We start from the raw sequence: 22,953 nt of genomic DNA, 5'->3' as shown, positions 1-22,953 counted from the left end.
TCCCATTTTGGGACTATAATGGGCGCATGCGAATTATTGCGAAGCGCAATCTGCTGACGTTCTGCGAGCAGCACCCGGCTGCAAGGCAGCCGCTTCTGGCATGGCATGAAGAAGCCATTCAGGCGCGATGGTCGACCCCGCAAGACATCAAGGACCGATACGCGTCCGCCAGCTTTGTTGGCAGTAATCGTGTGGTGTTTAACATCGGTGGCAACAAGTACCGCTTGATCGTTGCAGTCGCATACCGCGTGGGCGTTGTCTACGTGAAGTTCATCGGGACACACGCCGAGTATGACCGGGCCGATGCGGCCACCGTGGAACTGGAGTAACGCATGGACATTCGACCTCTGCACACTGAAGAAGACTATCAGGCGGCGCTGGCCGACGTGTCGGCGCTAGTCGATATCGATCCCGCGCCCGGCACCCCCGAAGGGGATCGCCTGGAGATCATGGCGACCCTCATCGAGCGTTATGAGGCAGACCATTTCCCGCTGGAACACCCGGACGCCATCGAGGCAATTCGCTTCAGGATGGAGCAGGGCGGCCTGACCGCACGCGATATGCAGCCGTATTTCGGCAACCTGAATAGGGTGTATGAGGTGCTCAATCGCAAGCGCGGCCTCAGCCTCGCGATGATCCGGCGCCTCAATCAGGAATTGAAGATCCCGGCAGACGTCTTGATCGGCTGACCTGCCTCGCCCGGCCGATCGGTTAAAATCCCCGCATCCGGGTAGCGCGCAGCAGCATCGTGCTGTCTACCCCTCTTAAATGTGGCGATTCATACAGCGGACTCGCCTAGTACAGCGCGAATCCCAATGCCATCCGCAATCCAAGACACAAAGCCCGTCCCGGCGACCGGTTTCGGGTTCTTTCCCGCCTGTCGCCAGGAAAGGCGCTCGCCAGCAGCGCCCGCTTCCGAATGAGCCGGCTGTTCCTTGCTCCCATGGAGGGGCTTGCCGACTACGTGTTGCGCGACGTGCTGACCGCCACGGGCGCATACGACGGGTGCGTGTCCGAGTTCGTCAGGGTGACGGGCTCCCTGCTGCCCGAGCGCGTCTACGAGAGAGACACACCCGAGATTCTCCACGGAGGCCATACCCCCAGCGGTACGCCGATGGTGATCCAGTTGCTGGGGAGCGATCCTGAATGGCTTGCGGTGAATGCCGCCCAGGCAGCCCGGCTGTCGCCGCATGGCGTGGACCTGAATTTCGGCTGCCCGGCCAAAGTCGTCAACCGGCACGGCGGCGGGGCCATGCTGCTGGCGGATCCCGAACTGCTGAACCGGATCGTCGCGTCCGTTCGGGCCGCGGTGCCTGCCAGCATCGCCGTGACCGCAAAGATGCGGCTTGGCGTGTCCGATACGGCGCTGGCGATCGACTGCGCCACGGCCCTGGCCGAAGGGGGCGCGGCGTCCCTGGTCGTGCATGCCAGGACGCGCGATCATGGCTACCGGCCGCCGGCCCACTGGGAATGGATTGCGCGTATCGATGCTGCGGTGGACGTGCCGGTCACTGCCAACGGCGAAGTCTGGACGGTGGCCGACTGGGAGCGCTGCCGGGCGGTCAGCGGCTGCGCCGACGTGATGATCGGGCGGGGTGCCGTGTCGGATCCATTCCTGGCCTTGCGGATACGGGGACTGATGGACAGTACGCCCTGCGCCGAGGAATGGCCGTCGGTGCTCCGCCATATCGCCGGCTACCTGAAGAAGCTGCAGGCCAATGACGAATGCGCTCACGAGCACGGACGCATCAAGCTGTGGCTCAGCTACCTGAAACGGACCTGGCCGCAGGCTGCCGAGCTGCATGCAGCCATCCGGCGCCTGCATGATTCGTTCGAGATCCAGGCGCTGATAGACAGTGCCCTGGAGAGCATGCCAGGGACGCAGTCCGAGCATCGGTTGCGGTGATGCGCATAATTCGTAACTGTTCCTCACGGCTTTACGCTCGCCAGGCGTGTTGTGCATGATCCCGGGTAGATCATCGTTTCTGTCAAATCTGTGTGCAATACAAGGCATGTCATGCAGCTGCGCGACCGCATTCCGTGGATCGGCGTCGCCCGGTCGATATCCATAGACTAGACTAAATGGACTTAGTCCACTTGGAGTGCGCTATGCAAACGGTCAACATTCACGACGCGAAGACGCATTTGTCACGCCTGGTCGAGCAGGCGGCCCGGGGAGAACCGTTCGTGATCGCCAAGGCTGGCAAGCCACTGGTCAAGGTGGTCCCGCTCTCCGCGCCCGAGGCTGGCCAGACCAGGCGTCTCGGTTTCCTGGCTGGTCAGATCGCGGTGCCCGATGACTTCGACCGCATGGGGGCGGGCGATATTGAAGCCATGTTCGGTGGGGACGCATGAAGCTCCTGCTCGACACGCATCTGCTGCTCTGGGCCGCAGGCATGCCCGAGCGTCTGTCGGAGCAAGCCCGGACCCTGATCGAGGCTCCTGAGTCAGAGTTGATCTTCAGCGCGGCGAGCCTATGGGAAATCGCCATCAAGCGCGGGCTCGGGCGAGCAGACTTCCGGGTGGACGCGCGCCTGCTGCGCCGAGGGTTGCTCGACAACGGCTACAGCGAACTACCCATCGGCAGCGAGCACGCGGTGGCCATCGACAGTTTGCCCCCGATTCATTGGGATCCATTCGACCGCCTACTCGTAGCCCAGGCCACAGTCGAGGGCTTTACGCTGCTGACGTCCGACGCGCTGGTGGCCCAGTACCCGGGGTCGATCCGGCTCATCTAGCGCGCCATTCGTATCCCGATTTCAGCGGAGACAATGTCGGCGCGTCGGCGGCTCCCGACATTGCATGGGCTTCAGGCCCTGCACATCCGCTATCTCCCGATAGCGGATGACCTGCAGATTTTGCAGGATACGGAACCGCCGTGTTGATGCACAAGGGAAACCCATAAGCCAAGTCTGGAAATGGTCCAACTGTCAATGGGTCCAGCTGTCAATGGTCGGCCGTGTTTTTATCGTTCGCGTCGTTGCATACGATTTTGCAATATAGCGCTTTCCTTCGGAAGGGGCACACATTCGCCTTCAAGCCTGACAAGCCTGTCGTTCTCGATTTTTGCGGAAAAGTAGCCATTGCTGGCCTTGCCGCAGCGCCAGAAATAGGTTTGCCCACCGTCAATGCCATCAGAATTGCCCAGCCAGAAAATGATCTTGGAGATGGGGTCTCCTGTTTTGAGATGATGAACTTGCGATGACGGACTAGCCGGGTATCCGCAATTGTCAAACCAATAGCAAAAGCGAGTCACGCAACGGGATTGGGCAGATGCGTATTGTCCCCCGAAGAGTTCGCACGGGGTCTGCGCGGCGCCTAAAACGTAGCCATAGCGCACTTCTTCCAGGATGAGAAGGATTAGTGCGCCCGCAACAAGCCCTATCGCGGACAAGATCTTATTCGCTTTTTTATTTCTCATATTTTCTATTTTAGCGTAGGCATCAAACAATGCCTTGTGGCAGCCAGACTGACAGAAAAGTCCGCCGCTCCATACAGGCGCGAAGGCGTGGCACGAGTGCCGGAGGCATCAAGATCGGAAGTTGGCGGCACCCGTGACACGAATGGTCGGGAGCAAAGCCGTGGAGGGGGGGCGAGATTGACCGAGCGCTCATTGATCGCTTAACGGTTCATCTCTTTGATATCCGGGGTGCCGGGGCAGAAGGCGCTGCTTGGCGAGCTTGGAACTGGTCTCTTCCAATGCTGTCATCGCCAGCAGGAATGCCGGTAGCCAATGGCGGAAGATGGGGATGCGCATGGTCCCCCCTGCGCTCGGCACTCACCCGGGGGACACCGCGTCCAGTTGACGGTCATATTTCTTGATTGTCGTGACGGCGGCGGGCGCGACCGGCGAGCCCGCGTGGCTTTGTTCAGGTGCGGGTAATCGACGCACCACCGTCAACCAGCGAGGCGGTGCCGGTCACGAAAGCCGAATCGTCCGAGGCCAGATACAGCACCGAACGGGCCAGTTCCTCGGCCTTGGCTACGCGCTTGAGCGCATGGAGGTTGGTGATAAAGCTTTGCGATTCCGCCGTGTTGTTCATGCTGCGGTACATCTCCGTGTCCACCGCGCCCGGCAGGATCGCGTTGACGCGCACGCCCTGCGGCCCGAACTCGGCGGCCAGGGCCTGCGTGAGGCCGATCAGGCCCGACTTGCTGGCCGCGTAAGCCGCGACCCCCGGGAAGGCAAAGGTGTAGCCAACGAAGGTGGACGTGAAAACGACCGAACCGCCGCCGTGCTTGAGCATCTGCGCGATCTGGTGCTTGGCGCCCAGGAAGGCGCCGGTCAGGTTGATGGCGATGGTGTCGTTCCAGCCCGCTTCCGATACCTCGGTGCTGGGGCCGCTCTCGCCCAGCGTGCCGGCGTTGTTGAAGGCGATATCCAGGCGCCCGTAGCGCTCGACGGCCAGCGCGACGAGGGCCTCGGCATAGCGCTCGGCGCGCACGTCGCCCGCCAGCGCCGCCGCGTCGCCGCCATCGGCACGGATTTCCGCGGCAAGTGCTTCCAGTTCGTCCGCGCGACGCGCGCCAACGATGACCTTGGCCCCTTCGGCAGCAAACAATCTAGCCGTGGCGCGGCCGATGCCGGAACTGGCACCGGTGACGATGGCGACTTTTCCAGACAAGCGTCCCATAGCAATCTCCTGTTTGGCGCCCGGCGACGGTATTCGCTTTGCGCGCTTTGATTCACATGGATTGGCCGGCGAGGCGATAACGAGGCTTGCTCCCGCATGCCAGGGCGCCCTCGCCGCTTTTGAGGAGTATCGTTTCCGGTGGCTGTTCGCGGTAGAGTGCGGATCACGGAACTGCTTTTCGGGAGCGCCGAACGATGATCAAGCTAGACGGCATTGCCAGCTTTGTGGCCATCGCGGAATCCGGTTCGATCAGCGAGGCGGCGCGCCGCCTGCATTTGTCGAAATCCGTGGTCAGTGAGCGCCTGGCCGACGTCGAGCGCATGCTAGGTGCAACCTTGGTGCACCGCACTACACGCAAACTCAGCCTTACCGAAGACGGGGCCGCGTTCCTGGAGCGGGCTGGCCGCATCATGCGCGAGGTCGACGAGGCGACGGCCGACATGGCCGAGCGCCGCGGCAGTCTTTCCGGGCCGTTGCGCATCTCGGCACCGGTGACGTTTGGCCGCATGCACCTGGGGCCGGCCGTGTATCCGTTTCTTGCCAGGCACCCCAAGCTGGAACTGACGCTGGATCTGGACGACCGTCGCGTGGACGTGGCCGCCGACGGCTATGACGCCGTGGTCAGGCACGGAGCGCTGGAGGACTCCCGGCTGGTAGCCTGGCAGCTTGCCCCGAGCCGGCGCCTGCTGGTGGCTTCGCCCGCCTATCTGGCGCGGCAGGGCACGCCACGCTCCCCAGGCGACTTGCGAGATCACCGCGGCATCTTCTATGTCAACCGGGGCCTGGCGGACTGGCGGTTCGCGGAGCGGGGCGACGCCCTGGTCGTTCGCGCCACCGTAGCACTGCGCGTCAATAACGGCGACATGATGCGGGATGCCGCCGTGGCGGGCCTGGGCATCGCGCTGCTGCCAACCTTTATCGCTGGTGCTGCGATACAGTCCGGCGCACTGCGGGTGATCGACGTGGGCGTGCAGACAGCGACCGAATCCATCTATGTGGCGCACGCCGAGGGCAGGCGCGCGTCGGCCAAGCTGCGGGCCTTTGCCGAATGCGTTCGGGAGGCCATCGGCGATCCGCCGTACTGGGATGCGTGGTGCGGTCCGCAACCTTGACAGGTTGCGGGCGGTGGGGCTTCTTCATTTTGGGCTGCCGTGTGTTCACCAGATCGCAGAGGCCTGGGCAGAGTCCGCTGGGTGGTTGAGCGTACTCATGCCTGGCTCCACGCTTTCCGACGCTTGCGTACTCGATACGACCCGACCGGCACGCCGACATGCACGAAGCGTTCCTCAAGTTGGCCTGTTGCCTAGTTTGTTGGCGAACCATTCAGCGCGTACAAATTTCATTTGATTCGGCCGGGACGAGGCGAATGAGCGAGGGTAAGGCCAGGACGGCCAAGGTATTCGTCGACAGCAACGTCGTGCTCTGCCTGCTGTCGGAGGATGCGGCGAAGGCGGACCGCTCGGAAGGGCTGATGCGACTCAAGCCGACCATCCCGTGCGGGGCAATCTGTCAGCCGGGATGCGTGCGCTTGCTGCAGGCCGGATGCGCCGCGCAGTGGCCCTGAGCAGGGCCGGGGACTCTCGCCCCCGGCCTGCCAGCGACCGGCGCAAGGCAAGACCGGCGCTCAGCCGATCGTGGCGATCGGCGCGCCCGCCGCCACTGCGCTGCCTGCGGCGGCATGCAGGGTGATGCGGCCGGCGCGGTGCGCGTGGACCTGCATCTCCATCTTCATGGCCTCCATGACGGCGACCAGTTCTCCTTCCTCGACCATGGCGCCTGCCTCCACCTTCCAGGCGTGCACAGTGCCGGCGATGGGCGCCAGCAGGTCGGCTTCGGAGGTGGTGGCGGCTTCTGTTGCTGCGGCGGCCGGCGCGTCGGCCAGGCCGCGTATCAGTTGCGCCGGCAGGCCCAGGCGCACGCGGCGGCCGTCGATCTCGATGACCGTGCGCAGCAGGCTGTTGTCGGGCTGGGGTACGGCGCGCACGGCGGCGGCCAGCGGCTCGGCGAAGTCGGACTCGATCCAGCGGGTGTGGACCTGGAAACCATCCGCGCCGACGAAGTCCGGATGGTCGATCACGGCGCGGTGGAAGGGCAGCACCGAGGCCACGCCCTCGATATGGAACTCGCGCAGCGCGCGGCGGGCGCGCGCCAGGGCCTGTTCCCGCGTGGCGCCGCTGACGATGAGCTTGGCCATCAACGAGTCGAAGGTACCCGGCACCACCGAGCCCGATTGCACGCCCGCATCCACGCGCACGCCAGGTCCGGACGGGGCCTCGAAGCGCTGCACCGGGCCGGGCGTGGGCAGGAAGCCGCGGCCCACGTCCTCGGCGTTGATGCGGAACTCGATGGAATGGCCCAGCGGCGTGGGCGCTTCCGTGATGGAGAGGGGCAGGCCGTCGGCCACGCGCAACTGCTCCACCACCAGGTCCACGCCCGTGGTCTGCTCGGTCACGGGGTGCTCCACCTGCAGGCGGGTGTTGACCTCCAGGAAGGAAATGGCGCCGCTGGCGCTCAGCAGGAATTCCACCGTGCCCGCGCTGGTGTAGCCGGCGGCGGCGCAGATGTCGCGCGCGGCGGTGTGGATGCGCTCGCGCTGCGCGTCGCTGAGGAAGGGCGCGGGCGCTTCTTCCACCAGCTTCTGGTTGCGCCGCTGCAGCGAGCAGTCGCGCGTGCCCAGCACCACCACGTTGCCGTGGGTGTCAGCCAGCACCTGTGCCTCGATGTGGCGGGGCTTGTCGAGGAACTGTTCGACGAAGCATTCGCCCCGGCCGAATGCCGTCACGGCCTCGCGCACGGCGGAGTGGTAGAGCTCCTCCACCTCGTCCATGCGCCAGGCGATCTTCATGCCGCGGCCGCCGCCGCCGAAGGCCGCCTTGATGATGATGGGCAGGCCGTGCTGCTCGGCGAAGGCCAGCACCTCGTCGGCATCCTTGACGGGGTCGGGCGTGCCGGCCACCAGCGGGGCGCCCACCTGCAGCGCGATCTTGCGCGCCTCGACCTTGTTGCCCAGCTTGGCGATGGTGGCGGGCGAAGGGCCGATCCAGCGCAGGCCCGCGTCGATCACGGCCTGGGCAAAGGCCTCGCTCTCCGACAGGAAGCCGTAGCCGGGGTGTACCGCATCGGCGCCGCTCTTGCGGGCGATCTCCAGCAGCTTGGCAATGCTCAGGTAGGTGTCGGCCGGGCGGTCGCCGTCCAGGCCACAGGCCTCGTCGGCCATGCGGGCGTGCAGGGCGTCGATGTCGGCATTGGCATAGACGGCCACGGACTGTACGCCGTAGTCGGCACAGGCGCGGATGATGCGGACGGCGATCTCGCCGCGGTTGGCAACCAAGACTTTCTTCATGGCAGGTTTTAGAGGGGACTCAAAGGGTGCCAGCCTCGCCCGAGGCGGCGGCTGGGGAGAGGTCTTCAAAAGCGCGGATCGGGCGGAAGCGCAGCCAGGCGCCCACCGGAATCTGGCCGGCGCGGTCGAGGTGGTGCGGCGCCACGGTGGCGATCACGGGGTAGCCGCCGGTGAGCGGGTGGTCGGCCAGGAACAGCACGGGCTGGCCGCTGGGCGGCACCTGCAGCGCGCCCAGGGCGGTGCCCTCGCTGGGCAGTTCGCCGCCGACGGCGCGCTCCAGCGGCATCTCGCCCGCCAGGCGCAGGCCCACGCGGTTGGATTGGGGCGTGACCTGCCAGCGCTGCGCGGCCAGGCGTGCCACCGCCGCGGGCGTGAACCAATCGGTGCGCGGGCCCATGACCACGTCCAGCACCACGTCCTGCTCCAGCGCGGGCAGGTCGGCCGCGGGCAGCACGGGCTCGCCCACCACGGCGCCGGCAGGGGCCGGGCGCAGGCCCAGCACATCGCCCACCGCCAGCGGTGCGGGGCCCACGTTGGCCAGGGTGTCGGTGGCGCAGCTGCCCAGCACCGGCGCCACGGCAAAGCCGCCGCGCGCGGCCACATAGCTGCGCGCACCGGCCACGGGCCGGCCGATGCCCAGCACGTCGCCATCGGCCAGGGCCACGGCCTGGTGGCCGGGCACGGTCCAGCGCCGGCCGTCGGCGGCTTTCACCGCCAGGGGCGCGTCGGCGCCGGTCACGGCCACCACGGTCTCGCCGAGGCTTTGCAGCTGCAGGCCGCCGCCCACGGTCTCGAGCGCCGCGACGCCGCTGGCGTTGCCCACCAGGCGGTTGGCCGCCTTGAGCGCGGCCTGGTCCATGGCCCCCGAGGCCGACACGCCTTGGCCGGCCTGGCCGTGGCGTCCCAGGTCCTGGAACACGGTCAGCAGGCCGGTGGCCTTGACCTGCAGCGCTGTCTGCCCTGGGGCCAGCGCGTCACGGCTGCGCTCGCTGGCAGCCGGCACTGCCGTGGCGGTGACGGCTTGCGCCCAGGCGCCAGCGCTGCCGGCCGCGGCGCCCAGCGTGGCGATATCGACAAAGCGCACGCGGTAGCCCGGCTGCAGCAGCGCGGGCTGCGCGCGGCCCAGGTCCCACATGGCCACCGGCGTCACGCCGATGATCTGCCAGCCGCCGGGACTGGCCTGCGGATACACGCCGCTGAAGGCGCCGGCCAGGCCCACGGCGCCGGCCGGGATACGCGTGCGCGGCGTGGCGCGGCGCGGCACGTTGAAGCTGGGGTGGCCGCCCGCAAGATAGGCAAAGCCGGGCGCAAAGCCGGTGAAGGCCACGGTGTACTCGCTGCCCGTGTGGCGGCGCACCACCTCCTCGGGCGTGATGCCCAGCAGCAGCGCCACCTCGGCCAGGTCCTCGCCGTGGTAATGCACGGGGATCTCCACCAGGCTGGCGGTGCGCTCGGCGCGCCGGGACAGGTCGCGCGCGGCGATGGCCTGCATCAGTTGCGCCAGGCTGCAGGCCGTCGGGCGGAAGCGCACGAGGATGGTGCGCGCCGCGGGCACCAGCTCCTCCACGCCGGGCAGGGGATCGCGCTGCAGCGAGGCCAGCAGGGCCAGGGTCTGGTCCAGGTCGGCCAGCTCCACCAGCAGCGCATTCAAAGAGACAGGTAGGAAACGCAAGACGAACTCCGCAAGCGATCAGATTCGGGGAGGGGAGCGGCTGCGGCACATCCGCGCTGCACGGCTGGCTGCCACGCCTCGTCTGACGGGCCAGGGGGCTCATCGTGGGAGACAGGGGCTGTCAGCGGCAAGGCCTGCACCGGGAAAAAAGCGGCCGTTCCCATCGGCGCGTTCTGCATCCATGTACCCTGCATTGGCAAGAGTGCATGCAAGGTTGATGCAAAACTACATATGGCTCAACTTAAGGTTATATATTGTTCAACAATATGGATAGATTAGTGATCGTGGTATACACCTAGCACGGCAAAGCGGCTTGCATTTGCGCCAAACTGGCGCCTTTGCCTGATCAACGTGCGCTAACATGCAGCCCCGCAGCCGAACTGCCGCAGCGCTCCGGCCGAAGCGGGCGCGCGGAGCCGACCCGTCCAAGCAAGTGCCAACACCACATGACATCCAGCCCTGACACCAAGAACCTGGCCGAACGGGTCACCGAACAGATACGCCAACGGATCGTGCAAGGCGACTTCGCGCCCGGACAGCGCCTGTCGGAGGCCGCGCTGAGCGAAAGCCTGCAGATCTCGCGCAACACCCTGCGCGAGATCTTCCGCGTGCTGACCATGGAAGGCCTGCTCAAGCACGAGCCCAATCGCGGGGTCTCCGTGGCCGTCCCCGGCATCGCGGACATCGTCGACATCTACCGCGTGCGCCGGCTGATCGAGTGCCAGGCCGTGGCCCACGCCTACCCCAGCCACCCGGCGGTGAAGCATCTGCGCGAGGCCGTCGACATGGGGCTGCGCTGCCGCGAGAGCGGCGACTGGCAGGGCGTGGGCACGGCCAATATGGCGTTCCACATGGCCATCGTGGAGCTGGCCGACAGCGAGCGGCTGAAGAGGATGTTCTCCCACCTGCTGGCCGAGCAGCGCCTGGCCTTCGGCATCCTGCAGAACCCCGAGTTCCTGCACGGCCCCTACGTCGACATGAACCAGCGCATCCTGCAATTGTTCGAGTCGGGCAAGCTGGCCGAGAGCGCGGCGGTGCTCAATGATTATCTGATGCAGTCGGAGCGCATCGTGCTGTCGGCCTGTGCCCGGCATCCGATGTTCAGCGCGCGCTGATGCGGAAGGGGCGGCCGGCTTCGGGACGCCAGGGCCGAATGGCCCGAATGCCCCGAATGGCTCCCGGCCCGCTGGCCGCCTAAATCCTACATGCCGGCGGCCTCGAGCTCGCGGCCCCGGGTTTCCGGCAGCGTCAGCGCGGCGATGATGAGCACGCCATAGGCCGCCGCGGCGAAGATGCCGATGCTGGCGCCGAGACCGTATTGCTTGGACAGCGCACCGATCAGGAAGGGGAAGAGGGCGCCGACGGCCCGGCCGAAGTTGTAGCAGAAGCCCTGGCCGGAGCCACGCACCCGGGTCGGGAACAGTTCCGTGAGGAAGGCGCCCATGCCGCTGAAGATGCCTGAAGCGAAGAAGCCGAGCGGAAAACCGAGCCAGAACATGGCGCCGTTGGTCAAGGGCAGCATCGTGTAGCTGATGGCGACCGTCATCGAGCCCACCGCGAAGAGAATGAAGTTCGGCTTGCGGCCAAGCCTGTCGGTCAGGTAGGAACTGACGAGATAGCCGATCCATGAGCCGAAGATGATCATGGCCAGGTAGCCGCCCGTTCCCATCACGGTCAGGTGGCGTTCGGTCTTCAGGTAGGTCGGCAGCCAGGTCGTGATCGCGTAGTACCCGCCTTGTGCGCCGGTCGCCAGCAGTGCCGCGCGCACCGTCGTCGACAGCAGCTTCGGGCTGAAGATCTCCGTCAGGCTGGGGCGGTCGCTCGCCTTGCCTTGCGCCGCCTTTTCCTTTTCGTAGACGTCCGGCTCCTTCACGTAGCGGCGGATGACGACCACCAACAGCGCCGGCAGCAGGCCGACGAGGAACAGCGCGCGCCACGCCAGCTCGGCGGGCATGAGCGAGAACAGCACGGAATACAGGATGGCCGTCAGCCCCCAGCCAAGGGCCCAGCCCGATTGCACCAGGCCAACGGCCTTGCCGCGATCCTTGGCGCGGATCACCTCTCCGATCAGCACGGCACCGGCGGTCCATTCTCCGCCGAAGCCGAAGCCCATCAGCGCGCGCGCGGCCAGCAACTGCTCGTAGCTCTGCGCCAGGCCGCACAGGCCGGTGAAGATGGCGAACCACAACACCGTCAACTGCAGCGTGCGCACCCGGCCGATGCGGTCCGACAGGATGCCGGCGACCCAGCCGCCCAGTGCCGACGCCAGCAAGGTGAGCGTGCCGATGAAGCCCGCGTCGGCCAGGCTGATGCCCCAGGTGGCGACCAGCGTCGGAATGACGAAGGAGAGCATCTGCGTGTCCATGCCGTCGAGCATGTAGCCGACCTTGCAGCTCCAGAAGGCGCGTTTCTCGCGGGGCGACGTCTCGCCGTACCAGGAGAAAAGGTTGCCGCCGGCGTCGGCAGCCTGTGGCGGCAGCGGAGAGGCCATCGCGGGGGTCTTGTGGTCCATGAAACGCTCCTGGGTGCGTGAGGTGAACGGTCTTGCACGCGGCTGCCGCGGCCGGCTCACCCCCTGTCGATGGATGAGCGCGGCGCGCTGCCCCGCGCGGACTTTCTTTGGCCGCCAGCAGTCGCCGGCGACCTGGCTTCTACGGATTCGAGGAAAGCGAAAAAGCAACGAAGCAGGAAACGGGCTGCGTGTCGTGGCCGGGCTAGAACACGGCGAGCGAGGCGTTCTTGATATCGGTCACCAGCATGTGGCCGGGCTTGTGCGCGATCGCCAGCGGCAGCTTCGCCGCCATGATCGCGGTCTGGGGCGTGACACCGCAGGCCCAGAAGACCGGCAGCTCGCCCGGCTTGATCGTGACGGGGTCGCCGAACTCGGGCTTGTCCAGGTCTTCGATGCCCAGCTCGGCCGGGTCGCCGATGTGGACGGGCGCGCCATGGATGGCGGGGAAACGGCTGGTGATCTGCACGGCGCGGATCGCCTCGGCGCCGCGCATGGGCCGCATCGAAACCACCAGTTGGCCACCGAACACCCCTGCGCGCCGGTTCGCGATCCGGGTGCGGTACATCGGCACGTTGCGGCCTTCCTCGGCATGGCGCAGGGGAATGCCCTCCTGCGCCAGCATCTGCTCGAAGGAGAACGAGCAGCCGATGGCGAATACCACGAAATCGTTCTGCCACAGATCGGCCAGCGAATCGGTTTCTTCGGCCAGCCGTCCGTCGCGATAGACGTTGTAGGCCGGCACATCGTTGCGGATATCCACCTCGCGCCCGAGCACCGGCACATGCCATTGCCCGGGCTCGCCGACGCCCAGCAAGGGGCAAGGTTTCGGGTTGGCCTGGCAGAAGCGCAGGAAATCGCCGGCGTGCGCCGACGGCAGGATGGCCAGGTTGGCCTGGGCGTAGTCGCCGCATTGGCCGGCCGTGGGGCCACGGAACCGGCCGTCGCGAACGGACTGGCGGAAGTCGTAGGGTGTCAGGTTTTCAGGCATCTGCAGGCGCATGTCGTGATGACGTTGTCGTGTCTGTCCTGAACGATAGAGAGTAAAATTTTTTATCGCCAACGACTTTTTATTGGCAATGATGTTAAGTATTTCTTAACAACTTTACGGGTTTTCCCTTAGACGCACCGAACTGGTGCCATGCCGAGGTCGATGCCAACTGCGGGGATTTTGCTGGCAATCCTGGGCTTTCTGCTCTCATCTTCGCTGCTGCCCAATGAATACGCGCTTCCTCGAAACCTTCGTCACGCTGGCCAAACTGCACAGCTTTCGTGCGACCGCCGCCGCGCTGCATGCAACGCCGGCGGCCATTTCCCAACGCATCAAGGCACTGGAAGATGAGCTGCAAACGGCGCTGGTCGACCGGGAGAGCCGAGAATTCCGCCTGACGCCCAACGGAGAGTACTTGCTCGGCTACGCCAAGAGCGTGGTGGAGGCCGCACGGCGGCTGCAGGCCGCTGCCTCGGGCGACAGCAAGATCCGCGGGCGCCTGCGCCTGGGCGTCATCGAAACCGTGGTGCACAGCTGGTTGCCGAACTACATGCGGCGCCTCGCGGCCGACTACCCGCAACTGGAGGTAGAGCTGACCGCCGACGTGAGCGTGGTGCTCCAGCGCAGGCTGATCGCCGACGAGCTCGATCTCATCATCCGCGTCGAAGGCAGCGACGAAAGCAACGTCGTGTGCAATGCGCTCGCCAACTATCCTGTGCACTGGGTGGCGCGCGCGGGCTTGCTGTCGCACACGCGCGGCTCGCTCGCCAGGCAGGTGCTGCAGCATCCCATCCTGACCTTCGGCCGCGGCACCGCGCCGCACCGTGCGCTGGAAGACATCGTGGCCAAGCTCGCCGGCGTGCACGGCGTGCCCCTGTCGGAAACCCGCATCACCGGATCGCCGTCGATCGCCGTGATCGTCCAGCTCGTGCGCGACGGTTTCGGCGTGGCCGCCATCCCGCGCCTCTTTGTCGACAAGCTGATCGAGAGTGGGGAAGTGGTAGAGCTGCCGCTGCAGCCTGCGCCGCCCTCCATCGTGGTGTCGATGTCGCGGAGTGCGGATGCGCCGCTGTTCGTGCACGGCGCGGCCAACTCGGCACGGGCGGCGTGCGCGGAGTATTGCCACAACAGTGATAGGCGGTTGGTCGAAGCGCTGTGACCGGGCGGGGTTGCGGGCGGTCGAGCGGCAAGGATATCTTTGTCCTTCGCTTCCCTTGGCTGCTCCGCCTTTTCCCTTGATGCACTTTTTCCTTTGGGGCGGCGTATTTCGCATGGGCATAAGCGTTGTCCTGTGAAAGCCTGTTCCGCGGAGTGCACGCCGTGCGGGACGAGGCCGCAAACGTGCATGGGGTCATCGCTTCAGTCGCATTGGAGGGCTGGCTCGCTTGGCTGCCTCGCGATCGATGCTCGACGATGCGCCCTACGACAAAGAGCCTTGTCTCATCCTCCGCTGTCGTCGGCACGCGCGAGCGTTAGCCACCCTGCGGCGAGCGGCCATCGCAATACAACCGGCACGTCTCTCCGGCTGACGGAAACGGCGCGATGGGATCGTCGAAATACTGGATGGTCCAGTAAAAGTACGGCTCCTTGATGCCTTTGAATGCGGGATAGGTCCAGTAGTTAATACCGGCAATCGTGAAACTGATAGCCCTTTCGCAATCGCCATCAAGAGTAAAACGGTCCAGCCCGTGCGCTTTTCGGTGCTTTACCTCGCGCAAGGGGCACCACTGCCCATTTTTCCCTTGAACCAAGCCGGCCGGGAAGGTGGCATCGCTAGGGTCGCGGCGTTGGATGGCGGATTCGTTGACTCTACTGAAGACCGTCGCCCCGATCCAAAGTGGCCTACCACCGAGGAAAACCTGCTCCATGCGAATGGGGAGATCCTGAGGGGCGTTGAGGTCTGCTGGTCCATCGCTGTCGTAGATAACGCGACCTTGCCTATCGAACTCGAACAACTCTCCGCTTACCCCAATGTAGATGGCTCGAACACGCCAAGCTTCGGAGGACTTGAACGTTGCCTTGGGTGGCGTTCCTTTGGCGAGGGCGCCGTAGATATCTTGGGTCTCGATCGTGCGCGCGGGCGGGGGTGGGTAGGCGAACCACGTGCCGTGCTCTTCACTGTAGAAGCTAGCCTGTCCCGCATATGAGGCGGGACAAAGAAAAACCGCCGCCAGCATGGTTGAGAGGAGTTGCTTGGCGCGGAGCGATTTCACTCGCATCAATCGCATGGCGCCGACGAAAAAATCCCTGCATTGATTTGGCTTCGTCATCAGTTTTCGTTCTTGGCGACTCAGTTCTTCCGCCATGGTTAGCCGCCCTGTTGCGAGCGACCGTCGCAATAAAGCCAGCACTGGCCTTCGGCATCGACAATGGGGGTGATCGGGTCGTTGAAGTACTGGACGACCCAGTAATGCGGGTAGGCGCTGGTTTCGTCTTCGGGGTAGACCCAGAACTCCCGCGTGCCGATCGCGCGTTTGACTGCCTTGGGGCAGTTTCCATTGAGAAATGCCCTGCCATCTTCGTGCAAGATGCCATACGCCTCGGCAGTCAGTTGCATGGGACAGGCATGTCCATCGGCGATAACGATGCCTGTCTGCGAATTGCTCGCGTCATCGCCGTTGCTTGGGCGGTCCGGGTTGCGGAGCCAGTAAACCTGCTGGCCACCTTGCCAGAAAGGTTTCCCTGTTCGGGCAAAGCGCGTCTCGACCGCACGGATTGGTGTGGCATTGCCGCGGATGTCGATTACGTTGCCAAGGCGATCGAACTGGACGATGCCGGAACGGGAATTGAACAGTGCCCTCACCGGCCAATTTACAGGTCGCTTATCTTTCAGATCATCGTTCTCATGCTCCTTCTCTTCCCACGTTATTGCCCTGAGTGCATTTTTCGGAGGTGGGCGCAGATCTAGCGGGTTCCGTTCCGCTATCGCATGTACTTGGTGTGGTACGGGAGACTCCGTTGCGTGGTGGCCAGCATCGCAATACAGCACGCAGGTTCCCGAGGCATCGAGAAGCGGAGTCACCGGGTCGGAGAAATATTGGGCTGCCCAGTAGAGAGGGTGTTGATTGGGCGATTCGTTCCTGACACCAACGTCTTCCGGATAAACCCAGAAGCTGCCGCCACCTATACGTTGCAGGACGGCCATCTCGCAGTTCCCACTGCGGTAATCACTAACATCCTTCAGTCGACGATAGTAGTCGTACGCGGTGTCGACATTCCGAGTGGGGCACACGCGACCGTTCGCTATTACCAGGGAGTCTTCCGGTGAAAAACTGTCAACGGGGAGCGGGCCTTTGGCAGGTGCCGCGACGTAGACGTGCTGTCCCCCACCCAACCAGATCGGGGTAGCTTGGAGACGGCTATCCAGCAAGGTATTCCATACTGGGGTGCTTTGGCGTCGGTACTCCAGCAGCGTGCGGCCGGCCGGAGTGAAATTGCTCTGAAGGATGTTGCCCTGTGCATCGAACTCCGCCCATCGCGCGCCATTGAGCACGGGGTCCTTCCACAGGATGGCACGCACCGGCCACGCTACTGGGTTGACCACGACCAATTGCGGCCGTACCTCTTCGTCGAGTGCCAAGCGCAACGCCGAGCGCGGTGGCGGAGTAATAGTCGTCTCGTAGAACTCCTCAGCACTGCAGGCTATCAGTTGGTTGTCGACGATACTGATTTTCTCGGGGTTACATGGGTTGGGGGGCGCCTTCGCTTGTGCAGTGGCGATCAGAAGTAGCAGGGATAGCAGTCCAGCCGAAGTGATGCCGTACGTCCACATTCGTCGAATACTCATGGTTGATCCCTTCCGACACTGATGTGTATATGGTGGCGATGGATGGAATCGGTATGGATGAACAGACCGGTGCCCGTGACATCGACTTGGGCATAGGTCAGTGCCCATGGGGCCCACCCAGCAAGCCGAGTTCTTTGGCCTTGCGGTCGATCTTGTCGTCCCTGCCGCGGATGGCGAAGGTGAAGCGCAGGTCGGATTGGGTGGGCATAAGCGTTGTCCGGTGAAAGCCTGTTCTGCAGGGTGCGCGCTGCGTGGGACGAGGCAGCAAACGCGCACGGGGTTCATCACTTCAGTCGCGTTTGGGCCTGGCTCGCTTGGCCGCCCCGCGGTCGATGCTCGACGATGCGCCCGACGACAACGAGTCTTGTCTCATCCTCGCGATTGAACGTCGGCGAAAGCACGGGCGATCCGCACACCTTGATCTCAGCACCGGCGGTGACATCGGCAACGGCCGTGGCTTCCCAATCGAACGCATCGGGTCTGGTAGCCCATACGCTGACCGCTTCACCCTCTGCCGTCTGTACATCGAGAGTGCCTGAGACGTCTTCGAGGAGGGGGGAGAGCGGATCCTCCAAGCTTGGCGCGGGAAAGGGGGCGACATTCTTCGCTGTTCCCGGAAAACAGACGATGCGATCGCGATAGTGGTCATAGTGTTCGCGTACGGTTGCCGGAGCCACGGACTCGTTCCGAATATCGAGCATGTAGCGCGCGAACAGGGATAGATTCGGGACGTGCTGTAGCGCGGCAATACCCAGAGACACCGCTGACAGAGTGACGAGTCCAACGATGATCCAAAACAGGGCGGGTTTCCCGAATCTGTTCATAAGGATGTCGCTTGGGTCGCAGCGCGCGGCGCCAACTCGCCGCTGTCGGCCACGCGGGCAGGATCGCTGGCCGGCGCGGTCTCGACCGGTTGCTGGTTCGGGTCCCAATCCCACTGGGTCTGGCCGACGGTGGTCTCGCTGGGGATGGCGGGGAAGATCTCGCCTTGCGCGAAGTAACGGCGCTCGCCGCGCTTGGCGGAGGTGATCCAGTAGCCGGCCTGCTGGCAGGGGGTGCCTGCGTAATGCGGTGGCGGCTGGGCGATGTTGGGCCGGCTGCGGGCGAAGTCGACCAGGTCGCGGGGATAGAAGGCCATGTCGCGATAGCTGCTGTCGTCGATGTCCAGCAGCCAGGTGACGGCGGCAGCCTCCCAGGACCAGTAGCCGTAGAAGGCGATGTCGCCTTCGCCATGCTGATTGACATAGGGCTCGCGGCGGCTGGCATGATACCAATCGTCCAGGTACTTGGCCATCAGTACGGGGCGCTTGTCGGGTGCGGCGTCGAAGACCTTGAATAGCTTGCGGTATGGCAGGTGGCGCGCGGCTTCGTCTGGCGGCGTGCCGCGGCCGGGTACGAAGGGCGCCACGAGGCGTTCGAGCAGGCCGTCGCGTACTCCCATATCTTCGTTGCCGTAGTCGAGAAACGACATTACGCGCGGCATCTGTGCTGCGTTCCCTGTCAACAAGCCAAGGCAAGTCATGCGCAAGGCCACGGTCCAGTAATCCTCGGTCCTGAGTGCTGCATGGGGAGTTACACGCCCCTCGGCTTCCGGTGAGCTATGAAATGTCTTGTGAAACTGTCCATATTCCTCAGCCCATTCCAATGCATAGGGCCACACTTCAATAAATAGAGCTAGATTGGCTCCTGCTGAATATTGCAAGTCAAGCCAGTCGAAGACATCCCATAGACGTTGTCGAGTAGATGTCATTAACCCGCCAGGCCTGGCCTTGGTTACGTATTTGGGAAGATCCCTTGTGATCATCGCGATACCGGATAACTTATCTCTGGATCTATTTTCGTAACGGAAATAGCGCAAGTAAGGCTCGCGCCGATGCTCGAAACGCTCGGCCGGAATATGCCAATTAGCCCAGCGCTTCCAGTCAATAGGAAGAAGGTCCTGCATATGACTCACGCCATGAGTATGTTATTTGGAAGAACAAATTCTTTCGATATCCTGTGCATGCCACGCGGCCGGCCACATGGCGCGGTCTGCGGAACCTTCGATCGATCATGAAGTGCATGGTTGCGAGAAATCACAGTGATGGTGTTGGGCCGGCTGCGGGCGAAGTCGACCAGATCGCGGGGATAAAAGGCCTTGTCACGGTAGCTGCTGTCGTCGATCTCCAGCAGCCAGGTGACGGCGGCAGCCTCCCAGGACCAGTAGCCGTAGAAGGCGATGTCGCCTTCGCCATGCTGATCGATATAGGGCTCGCAGCGGCTGGCGTGGTACCAGTCGTCCAGGTACTTGGCCATCAGCGCGGGGCGCTTGTCAGGTGTGGCGTCGAAGACCTTGAACAGCTTGCGATACGGCAGGTGGCGGGTGGCTTGGTCGGGTGGCGTGCCGCGGCCGGGTACGAAGGGGGTGACCAGGCGTTCGAGCAGGCCGTCGCGCACGCCCATGTCCTCATTGCAGTAGTCAAGGAATTCCATAACGCGAGGCATCTGTGTGGCGTTTCCAGTCAGCAACCCAAAACACGTTAATCGGAGCGCTACCGTCCAGTAATCCTCCGTGCGCAGAGCTGCGTGCGGTGTCATGCTTCCGCCTGATTCCGATGAGTTGTGATAAGCCTCATGAAAGCCCGCGTACTCTTCGGCCCAGGCCATGGCATAAGGCCAAGTTCGGACGAATAGATCGACCGGCACACCGGCCGAGTACTGGAGACTCAACCAGTTCAGGATATCCCAGGCGCGCTGCCGCGCAGACATCGTGAGATCGCCGGGAGACGTCTGTCCTGAATATTCGTCGAGACCCTCAGTAACGAAACGCATGCCTTCTACAAAATCATTGAAAAGAAGATCGTAGGTCGGATAGCGCAGGTATGGCTCCCTTCGATTATCAAGGGTAGGTAAATCAGCTTTGGAATCTGTCCATTCGTTCCAATTCACATCATGTGTATTTGTCATTTCTCTACCGAGTTCCTAGCTTTTGCCTCTTCATCCATGACGGGCAGGCGTTCGTCTCGCTCGAAGTGTTGGCGCGTGCCGCGCTTGGCAGACGTCAGCACCAGCCGGTGCGCGGGCAGGCCTCACCGCCGGTGGCATGCGTTAGCGGTGGTTCTTGACGAGGTGCGTCGGGCGCGAGGCCGCGTACCTCGGGTGATGGCCAATTGCTGTTGTCGTCAAAGCGAGCGAGCCAGCGCTCGGTGTCGCGTCGATTGAAGCGCACGTTGGGATCGCCGTCCCACTCGCCAAAACCGAGCAGGTCCAGGTTGGTGTGCCGCAGCGGCCACAGCAGACGGTTGAGCATGACGGGTAACTCGGGTACGCCGTTCTCCACCGGATACAACTCTGGCTGCGGGCCAAGCTCGATCCATTGGCCGCAGTCGAGTTCATCGATGCGGATACGAGGATCGGCCAGCGCGGCGCGCACGGCGTCGCGGTCGAGCGAGAGCTTCTCGCGCCAGATGTCCGACAGGAAGAAACCCCAGGTCGGCGAACGTAGACCCGACGGTAGATGGTGCTTCATGGTGAAGGGGTAGTCGGTATCCAGTCCGTAGAAGTGCGGGGCAAGTGCCCGGTCCCAGACGGTGACCTCGGAGCGGGTGCCGAACTCCAGCGGATTGGCCATGGCGAATCCGCTGTAGACCTGCTCGGGGTGCAGGCGCGTGATGGTGTCGTGCACGAAGCGACGCCAGGCGTCGCGGTTGTCGAGCCACCACTGCCAGCGGTAGTAGAGGAGGATGCTGGAGTAACTGGGCCCCCCAAAACCTAGATCCGAGTCTCTCCAGTAATAACCCGCGTTCGTCGGCGAGCTTTGGTGGTTGGTCTCGTCCGTGAAATCGAAGGTGAAGCCCTTGTTGCGGGGTACCTTACGCGCCCACTCGCGCAGATTGCCGAGCCGCTTGGAGCCGTAGGGGTGAGGCCGCTCGGAATCGGGATGGGTCTGGATCTTGAAAGGGGCGCCCAGCAGACGCTCGAATGCCTCATGCACATCGATCATGGCAAGGCCCGTTTCCACATGACGCGCCGGATCTGCTGCGAAGTAGAAGCTGATAAACGGCATCACGGCCAATTCATAGTAGCCGTTGTCGTGGGCGACACTCGGCCACTGATTCAGATCGGCGACCATGCCGGCGATCTCCTCGTCGCTCATTTCCCTGTCTATTGTTGTCATCGTTTCTTCCTTCCATTTTGGCGGCCTGATTCTTCAGCTTGGGATTCTTTCGGTTTGTATCCGGTGCAGTCCTCCGGAACTCTCAGCAGGGCGACTTTCGTCTCGTCCTGTTTCATCAAGTTCACGTAGTCCTTCATTTGCTTTTTCTTCACCCAGTCCTTTGGGAACTTGATCTCCACCGCGACAAACACGTTGGGTACGTGAAATGGCTGCTGCCGATATTCGACGATGGCCAGGTCCGGTGCCAGGCTGCCCTTGGGCCGCGGCCAGAACGGAAAGGCGTCGGTGACACGCCTGGGGCGCGTTGGCGGCTCGCCGAGCCATGCCTTGCCGTTCATGTAGTTGGGTTCGGCCTTGAGCGGGCTTTGCCAATCCAGCGTTTCGTCGATGGCCTCAAAGATCAAGGACGCTGTGGTTTGCTTCAGGAATACGTCGATCGTCGTTGAAACGAGTTCGCCGCCTATTTTTTTGAGGATACGCCTGGGCACCTTGATCGGGGAGTCCTTGGCCCAGGTACACGCGATGCTGATGGCGGGGCGAAAGGGAACTTTTCTCTCGATGTATTCCTTGTAGGTGGTGCCTTCCTTGCCTCTTCGCGAGATCGTGCTGCGTCCGCCGTGATCGACTTGGGCAAAGGTCGAACTCTTCGTGTGGATCTCGCTGGCAAAGCTCTCGATGACGCTGCGAAGCACCTTTTTGACTTGTTCGCGTCGCTGGTAGAGATGGGCCTTGAGCTCGATCCCTTCAAGGCGGGTTTGCCGGGCCTCATATCTCAAGTAAGCGCGGACACCACCGACTAGAACTGAAACGGCAACACGTGACCACGCCATCAGTCTTCCTCCTCTGCGTGTTCGTCCAGAAAGTCATCCGTGAATGGTGACGGTTGGTCGGCGCACGGCCATTCATCGCCGATGCCATCGACGATGGAACGCCAGTCCTCGGTGAGGCGCTGGTCCTCGCGCATGATGGTTTTGTAGGCGTGGACCATGCGCGGGTTGGCGCTTTCCACGTGTTCGGTTTCGCCTTCGTCGCTGGTCCATCCTTCAACCAGGAGCTGGCCTGCGCTCATCAACTTGTAGCGATAGCCCTGGAAGGCCCGTTCGTCTGTTTTGCGCATGCGGTAACGGGCTTCGAAGTCGCCGGTCGACGGGGCTTTGAAGATGGGCAGGGTGGCATCGGCGTTGGCCGGACCGATGAAGTTATGGCTGCCTGCCTTGACGGTGAAGGTGCCCGGCATGCCCATTTCGATGTTGCCGTTCGCGATCTTGACGTACGCACCGCCACAGATCAGCGTGAGGTGCGTGTTGGCTCCGATCACGACGTGCTGCTGACTGGCGCTGATCTCGACGCTTTGTTCGGCTTCGAGGCGCATGCGATTGTGCTGGGCCTGCAGCAACATCTCACCCTGGTGGGCGATGTGGCGCACGTCGCCGTTCTGCGCAAAGGCGCTGATGCCGTTGCCGGCGTGGATCAGCGCGCGCTCGCCGGCGCTGAGCTGCAGGTTGCCTTGCGCTGCAGCGTCGATGTGTTCGCCTGCGCCGAGCGCGATCGTGCGCGGCGTACCGGCCGCGATGCCGTCAGGAGCGGACAGCGCGAGCAAGGGCTTGGTACCGTTACCGCTGCCGTTGGCCTGGTCGTTGGCGCCATGGCCCATATCGCGCACGGCGTCGGTCAGGCCTTCGCGCGGCTTGGCGTCGTGAGGTAGCCCCTGATGCTGACCTGCGTAATCGCCCAGCGCCTTGGCGAGCTGGAGCGCGGCGTCGAGCGTGGCGACGATGGCCTCGCGGTCGAGCTGGCCGCCGGCGGCATCGCGCTGCGCCTCGGCGGAGAGCAGCAGCCCCTGGGCGGCGCGCAGCGCGCC

24 protein-coding genes and 1 pseudogene are annotated in these 22,953 nt (G+C 63.8%); 10 read left to right on the top strand and 15 right to left on the bottom strand.

Annotated features, from left to right (window positions below; translation table 11 throughout):
- The first annotated feature begins 26 nt into the window (after window positions 1-26).
- The 5 genes from P3W85_RS34235 (at window position 27) to P3W85_RS34215 (ending at window position 2,738) form a co-directional block, all read left to right on the top strand.
- A complete protein-coding gene (locus P3W85_RS34235; RefSeq protein WP_017229832.1) occupies window positions 27-329 on the top strand; it encodes a type II toxin-antitoxin system HigB family toxin in 303 nt (100 codons plus the stop codon).
- A gap of 3 nt (window positions 330-332) precedes the next feature.
- Window positions 333-689, top strand: coding sequence for a helix-turn-helix domain-containing protein (locus tag P3W85_RS34230; RefSeq protein ID WP_017229833.1), 357 nt, complete (start codon window positions 333-335; stop codon window positions 687-689).
- 230 nt (window positions 690-919) lie between these two features.
- Entirely contained in the window at window positions 920-1,906 is a 987-nt protein-coding gene (locus tag P3W85_RS34225; RefSeq protein WP_276268030.1) for a tRNA dihydrouridine synthase, read from the top strand.
- Between the two features lie 203 nt (window positions 1,907-2,109).
- On the top strand, window positions 2,110-2,355 hold the full coding sequence (locus P3W85_RS34220; protein WP_276268029.1) for a type II toxin-antitoxin system Phd/YefM family antitoxin: 246 nt from the start codon (window positions 2,110-2,112) through the stop codon (window positions 2,353-2,355).
- Window positions 2,352-2,738, top strand: a complete 387-nt coding sequence (locus P3W85_RS34215; RefSeq protein WP_276268028.1) for a type II toxin-antitoxin system VapC family toxin — start codon at window positions 2,352-2,354, stop codon at window positions 2,736-2,738. Before P3W85_RS34220 ends, P3W85_RS34215 begins: the two co-directional genes overlap by 4 nt.
- A 227-nt stretch (window positions 2,739-2,965) precedes the next feature.
- Here the strand turns inward: P3W85_RS34215 and P3W85_RS34210 are convergent, their stop codons facing one another.
- The 3 genes from P3W85_RS34210 to P3W85_RS34200 all read right to left on the bottom strand — a co-directional run bounded on the left by P3W85_RS34210 (window position 2,966) and on the right by P3W85_RS34200 (window position 4,634).
- Entirely contained in the window at window positions 2,966-3,451 is a 486-nt protein-coding gene (locus P3W85_RS34210; RefSeq protein WP_276268027.1) for a hypothetical protein, read from the bottom strand.
- Between the two features lie 159 nt (window positions 3,452-3,610).
- A complete protein-coding gene (locus tag P3W85_RS34205; RefSeq protein WP_276268026.1) occupies window positions 3,611-3,757 on the bottom strand; it encodes a hypothetical protein in 147 nt (48 codons plus the stop codon).
- A gap of 112 nt (window positions 3,758-3,869) precedes the next feature.
- Window positions 3,870-4,634 (bottom strand): SDR family oxidoreductase, encoded by a 765-nt coding sequence (locus tag P3W85_RS34200; RefSeq protein WP_017229842.1) that lies wholly within the window; start codon window positions 4,632-4,634, stop codon window positions 3,870-3,872.
- Between the two features lie 194 nt (window positions 4,635-4,828).
- Here P3W85_RS34200 and P3W85_RS34195 point away from each other — a divergent pair, with 194 nt between their 5' ends.
- The 3 genes and pseudogenes from P3W85_RS34195 (at window position 4,829) to P3W85_RS34185 (ending at window position 6,198) form a co-directional block, all read left to right on the top strand.
- Window positions 4,829-5,746 carry a LysR family transcriptional regulator gene (locus P3W85_RS34195; RefSeq protein WP_276268025.1) on the top strand — a complete coding sequence of 306 codons (918 nt, stop codon included), beginning with the start codon at window positions 4,829-4,831 and terminating at the stop codon, window positions 5,744-5,746.
- Between the two features lie 60 nt (window positions 5,747-5,806).
- Window positions 5,807-5,979 (top strand): annotated as a pseudogene (locus P3W85_RS34190) (transposase); the annotation flags it as partial.
- A 21-nt stretch (window positions 5,980-6,000) separates the two neighbouring features.
- Entirely contained in the window at window positions 6,001-6,198 is a 198-nt protein-coding gene (locus tag P3W85_RS34185; RefSeq protein WP_276268036.1) for a hypothetical protein, read from the top strand.
- A 60-nt stretch (window positions 6,199-6,258) separates the two neighbouring features.
- Here the strand turns inward: P3W85_RS34185 and P3W85_RS34180 are convergent, their stop codons facing one another.
- A complete protein-coding gene (locus tag P3W85_RS34180) occupies window positions 6,259-7,977 on the bottom strand; it encodes an acetyl/propionyl/methylcrotonyl-CoA carboxylase subunit alpha (protein WP_276268024.1) in 1,719 nt (572 codons plus the stop codon).
- Window positions 7,978-7,996: 19 nt separating this feature from the next.
- The gene (gene pxpB / locus P3W85_RS34175; RefSeq protein WP_276268023.1) at window positions 7,997-9,649 is read right to left on the bottom strand and encodes a 5-oxoprolinase subunit PxpB; all 1,653 of its coding nucleotides are present in this window, start codon (window positions 9,647-9,649) and stop codon (window positions 7,997-7,999) included.
- A gap of 446 nt (window positions 9,650-10,095) precedes the next feature.
- Here pxpB and P3W85_RS34170 point away from each other — a divergent pair, with 446 nt between their 5' ends.
- The gene (locus P3W85_RS34170) at window positions 10,096-10,764 is read left to right on the top strand and encodes a GntR family transcriptional regulator (protein WP_276268022.1); all 669 of its coding nucleotides are present in this window, start codon (window positions 10,096-10,098) and stop codon (window positions 10,762-10,764) included.
- Between the two features lie 86 nt (window positions 10,765-10,850).
- Here P3W85_RS34170 and P3W85_RS34165 read toward each other — a convergent pair whose 3' ends face one another.
- Entirely contained in the window at window positions 10,851-12,161 is a 1,311-nt protein-coding gene (locus tag P3W85_RS34165; RefSeq protein ID WP_276268021.1) for an MFS transporter, read from the bottom strand.
- A gap of 202 nt (window positions 12,162-12,363) precedes the next feature.
- Window positions 12,364-13,137, bottom strand: a complete 774-nt coding sequence (locus P3W85_RS34160) for a putative hydro-lyase (protein ID WP_276268035.1) — start codon at window positions 13,135-13,137, stop codon at window positions 12,364-12,366.
- Between the two features lie 238 nt (window positions 13,138-13,375).
- On the opposite strand from P3W85_RS34160, the gene P3W85_RS34155 reads away from it, so the two are divergent.
- On the top strand, window positions 13,376-14,308 hold the full coding sequence (locus tag P3W85_RS34155) for a LysR family transcriptional regulator (RefSeq protein ID WP_276268020.1): 933 nt from the start codon (window positions 13,376-13,378) through the stop codon (window positions 14,306-14,308).
- Between the two features lie 313 nt (window positions 14,309-14,621).
- On the opposite strand, the gene P3W85_RS34150 is transcribed toward P3W85_RS34155, so the two are convergent.
- The 8 genes from P3W85_RS34150 to P3W85_RS34115 all read right to left on the bottom strand — a co-directional run.
- Complete coding sequence (locus tag P3W85_RS34150) at window positions 14,622-15,455, bottom strand: hypothetical protein (protein WP_276268019.1); 834 nt, start codon at window positions 15,453-15,455, stop codon at window positions 14,622-14,624.
- A 2-nt stretch (window positions 15,456-15,457) separates the two neighbouring features.
- Entirely contained in the window at window positions 15,458-16,936 is a 1,479-nt protein-coding gene (locus P3W85_RS34145; protein WP_276268018.1) for a hypothetical protein, read from the bottom strand.
- A gap of 284 nt (window positions 16,937-17,220) precedes the next feature.
- Window positions 17,221-17,760, bottom strand: coding sequence for a hypothetical protein (locus tag P3W85_RS34140; protein ID WP_276268017.1), 540 nt, complete (start codon window positions 17,758-17,760; stop codon window positions 17,221-17,223).
- A complete protein-coding gene (locus tag P3W85_RS34135; RefSeq protein WP_276268016.1) occupies window positions 17,757-18,881 on the bottom strand; it encodes a PoNe immunity protein domain-containing protein in 1,125 nt (374 codons plus the stop codon). Before P3W85_RS34135 ends, P3W85_RS34140 begins: the two co-directional genes overlap by 4 nt.
- 5 nt (window positions 18,882-18,886) lie before the next feature.
- Window positions 18,887-19,882: a PoNe immunity protein domain-containing protein gene (locus P3W85_RS34130; RefSeq protein ID WP_276268015.1), complete on the bottom strand. Its 996-nt coding sequence runs from the start codon at window positions 19,880-19,882 to the stop codon at window positions 18,887-18,889.
- A 94-nt stretch (window positions 19,883-19,976) separates the two neighbouring features.
- The gene (locus P3W85_RS34125) at window positions 19,977-21,092 is read right to left on the bottom strand and encodes a type VI immunity family protein (RefSeq protein ID WP_276268014.1); all 1,116 of its coding nucleotides are present in this window, start codon (window positions 21,090-21,092) and stop codon (window positions 19,977-19,979) included.
- Entirely contained in the window at window positions 21,089-21,922 is an 834-nt protein-coding gene (locus P3W85_RS34120; protein WP_276268013.1) for a VRR-NUC domain-containing protein, read from the bottom strand. The genes P3W85_RS34125 and P3W85_RS34120 overlap by 4 nt, the downstream gene beginning before the upstream one ends.
- A partial coding sequence (locus P3W85_RS34115) for a DUF2345 domain-containing protein (protein ID WP_276268012.1) occupies window positions 21,922-22,953 on the bottom strand: 1,032 nt, incomplete at its 5' end. The genes P3W85_RS34120 and P3W85_RS34115, both read right to left, overlap by 1 nt.

This window comes from Cupriavidus basilensis, from assembly GCF_029335485.1.
Taxonomy (GTDB): domain Bacteria; phylum Pseudomonadota; class Gammaproteobacteria; order Burkholderiales; family Burkholderiaceae; genus Cupriavidus; species Cupriavidus basilensis_E.
This window is presented reverse-complemented; position numbering and strand designations above follow the sequence as displayed.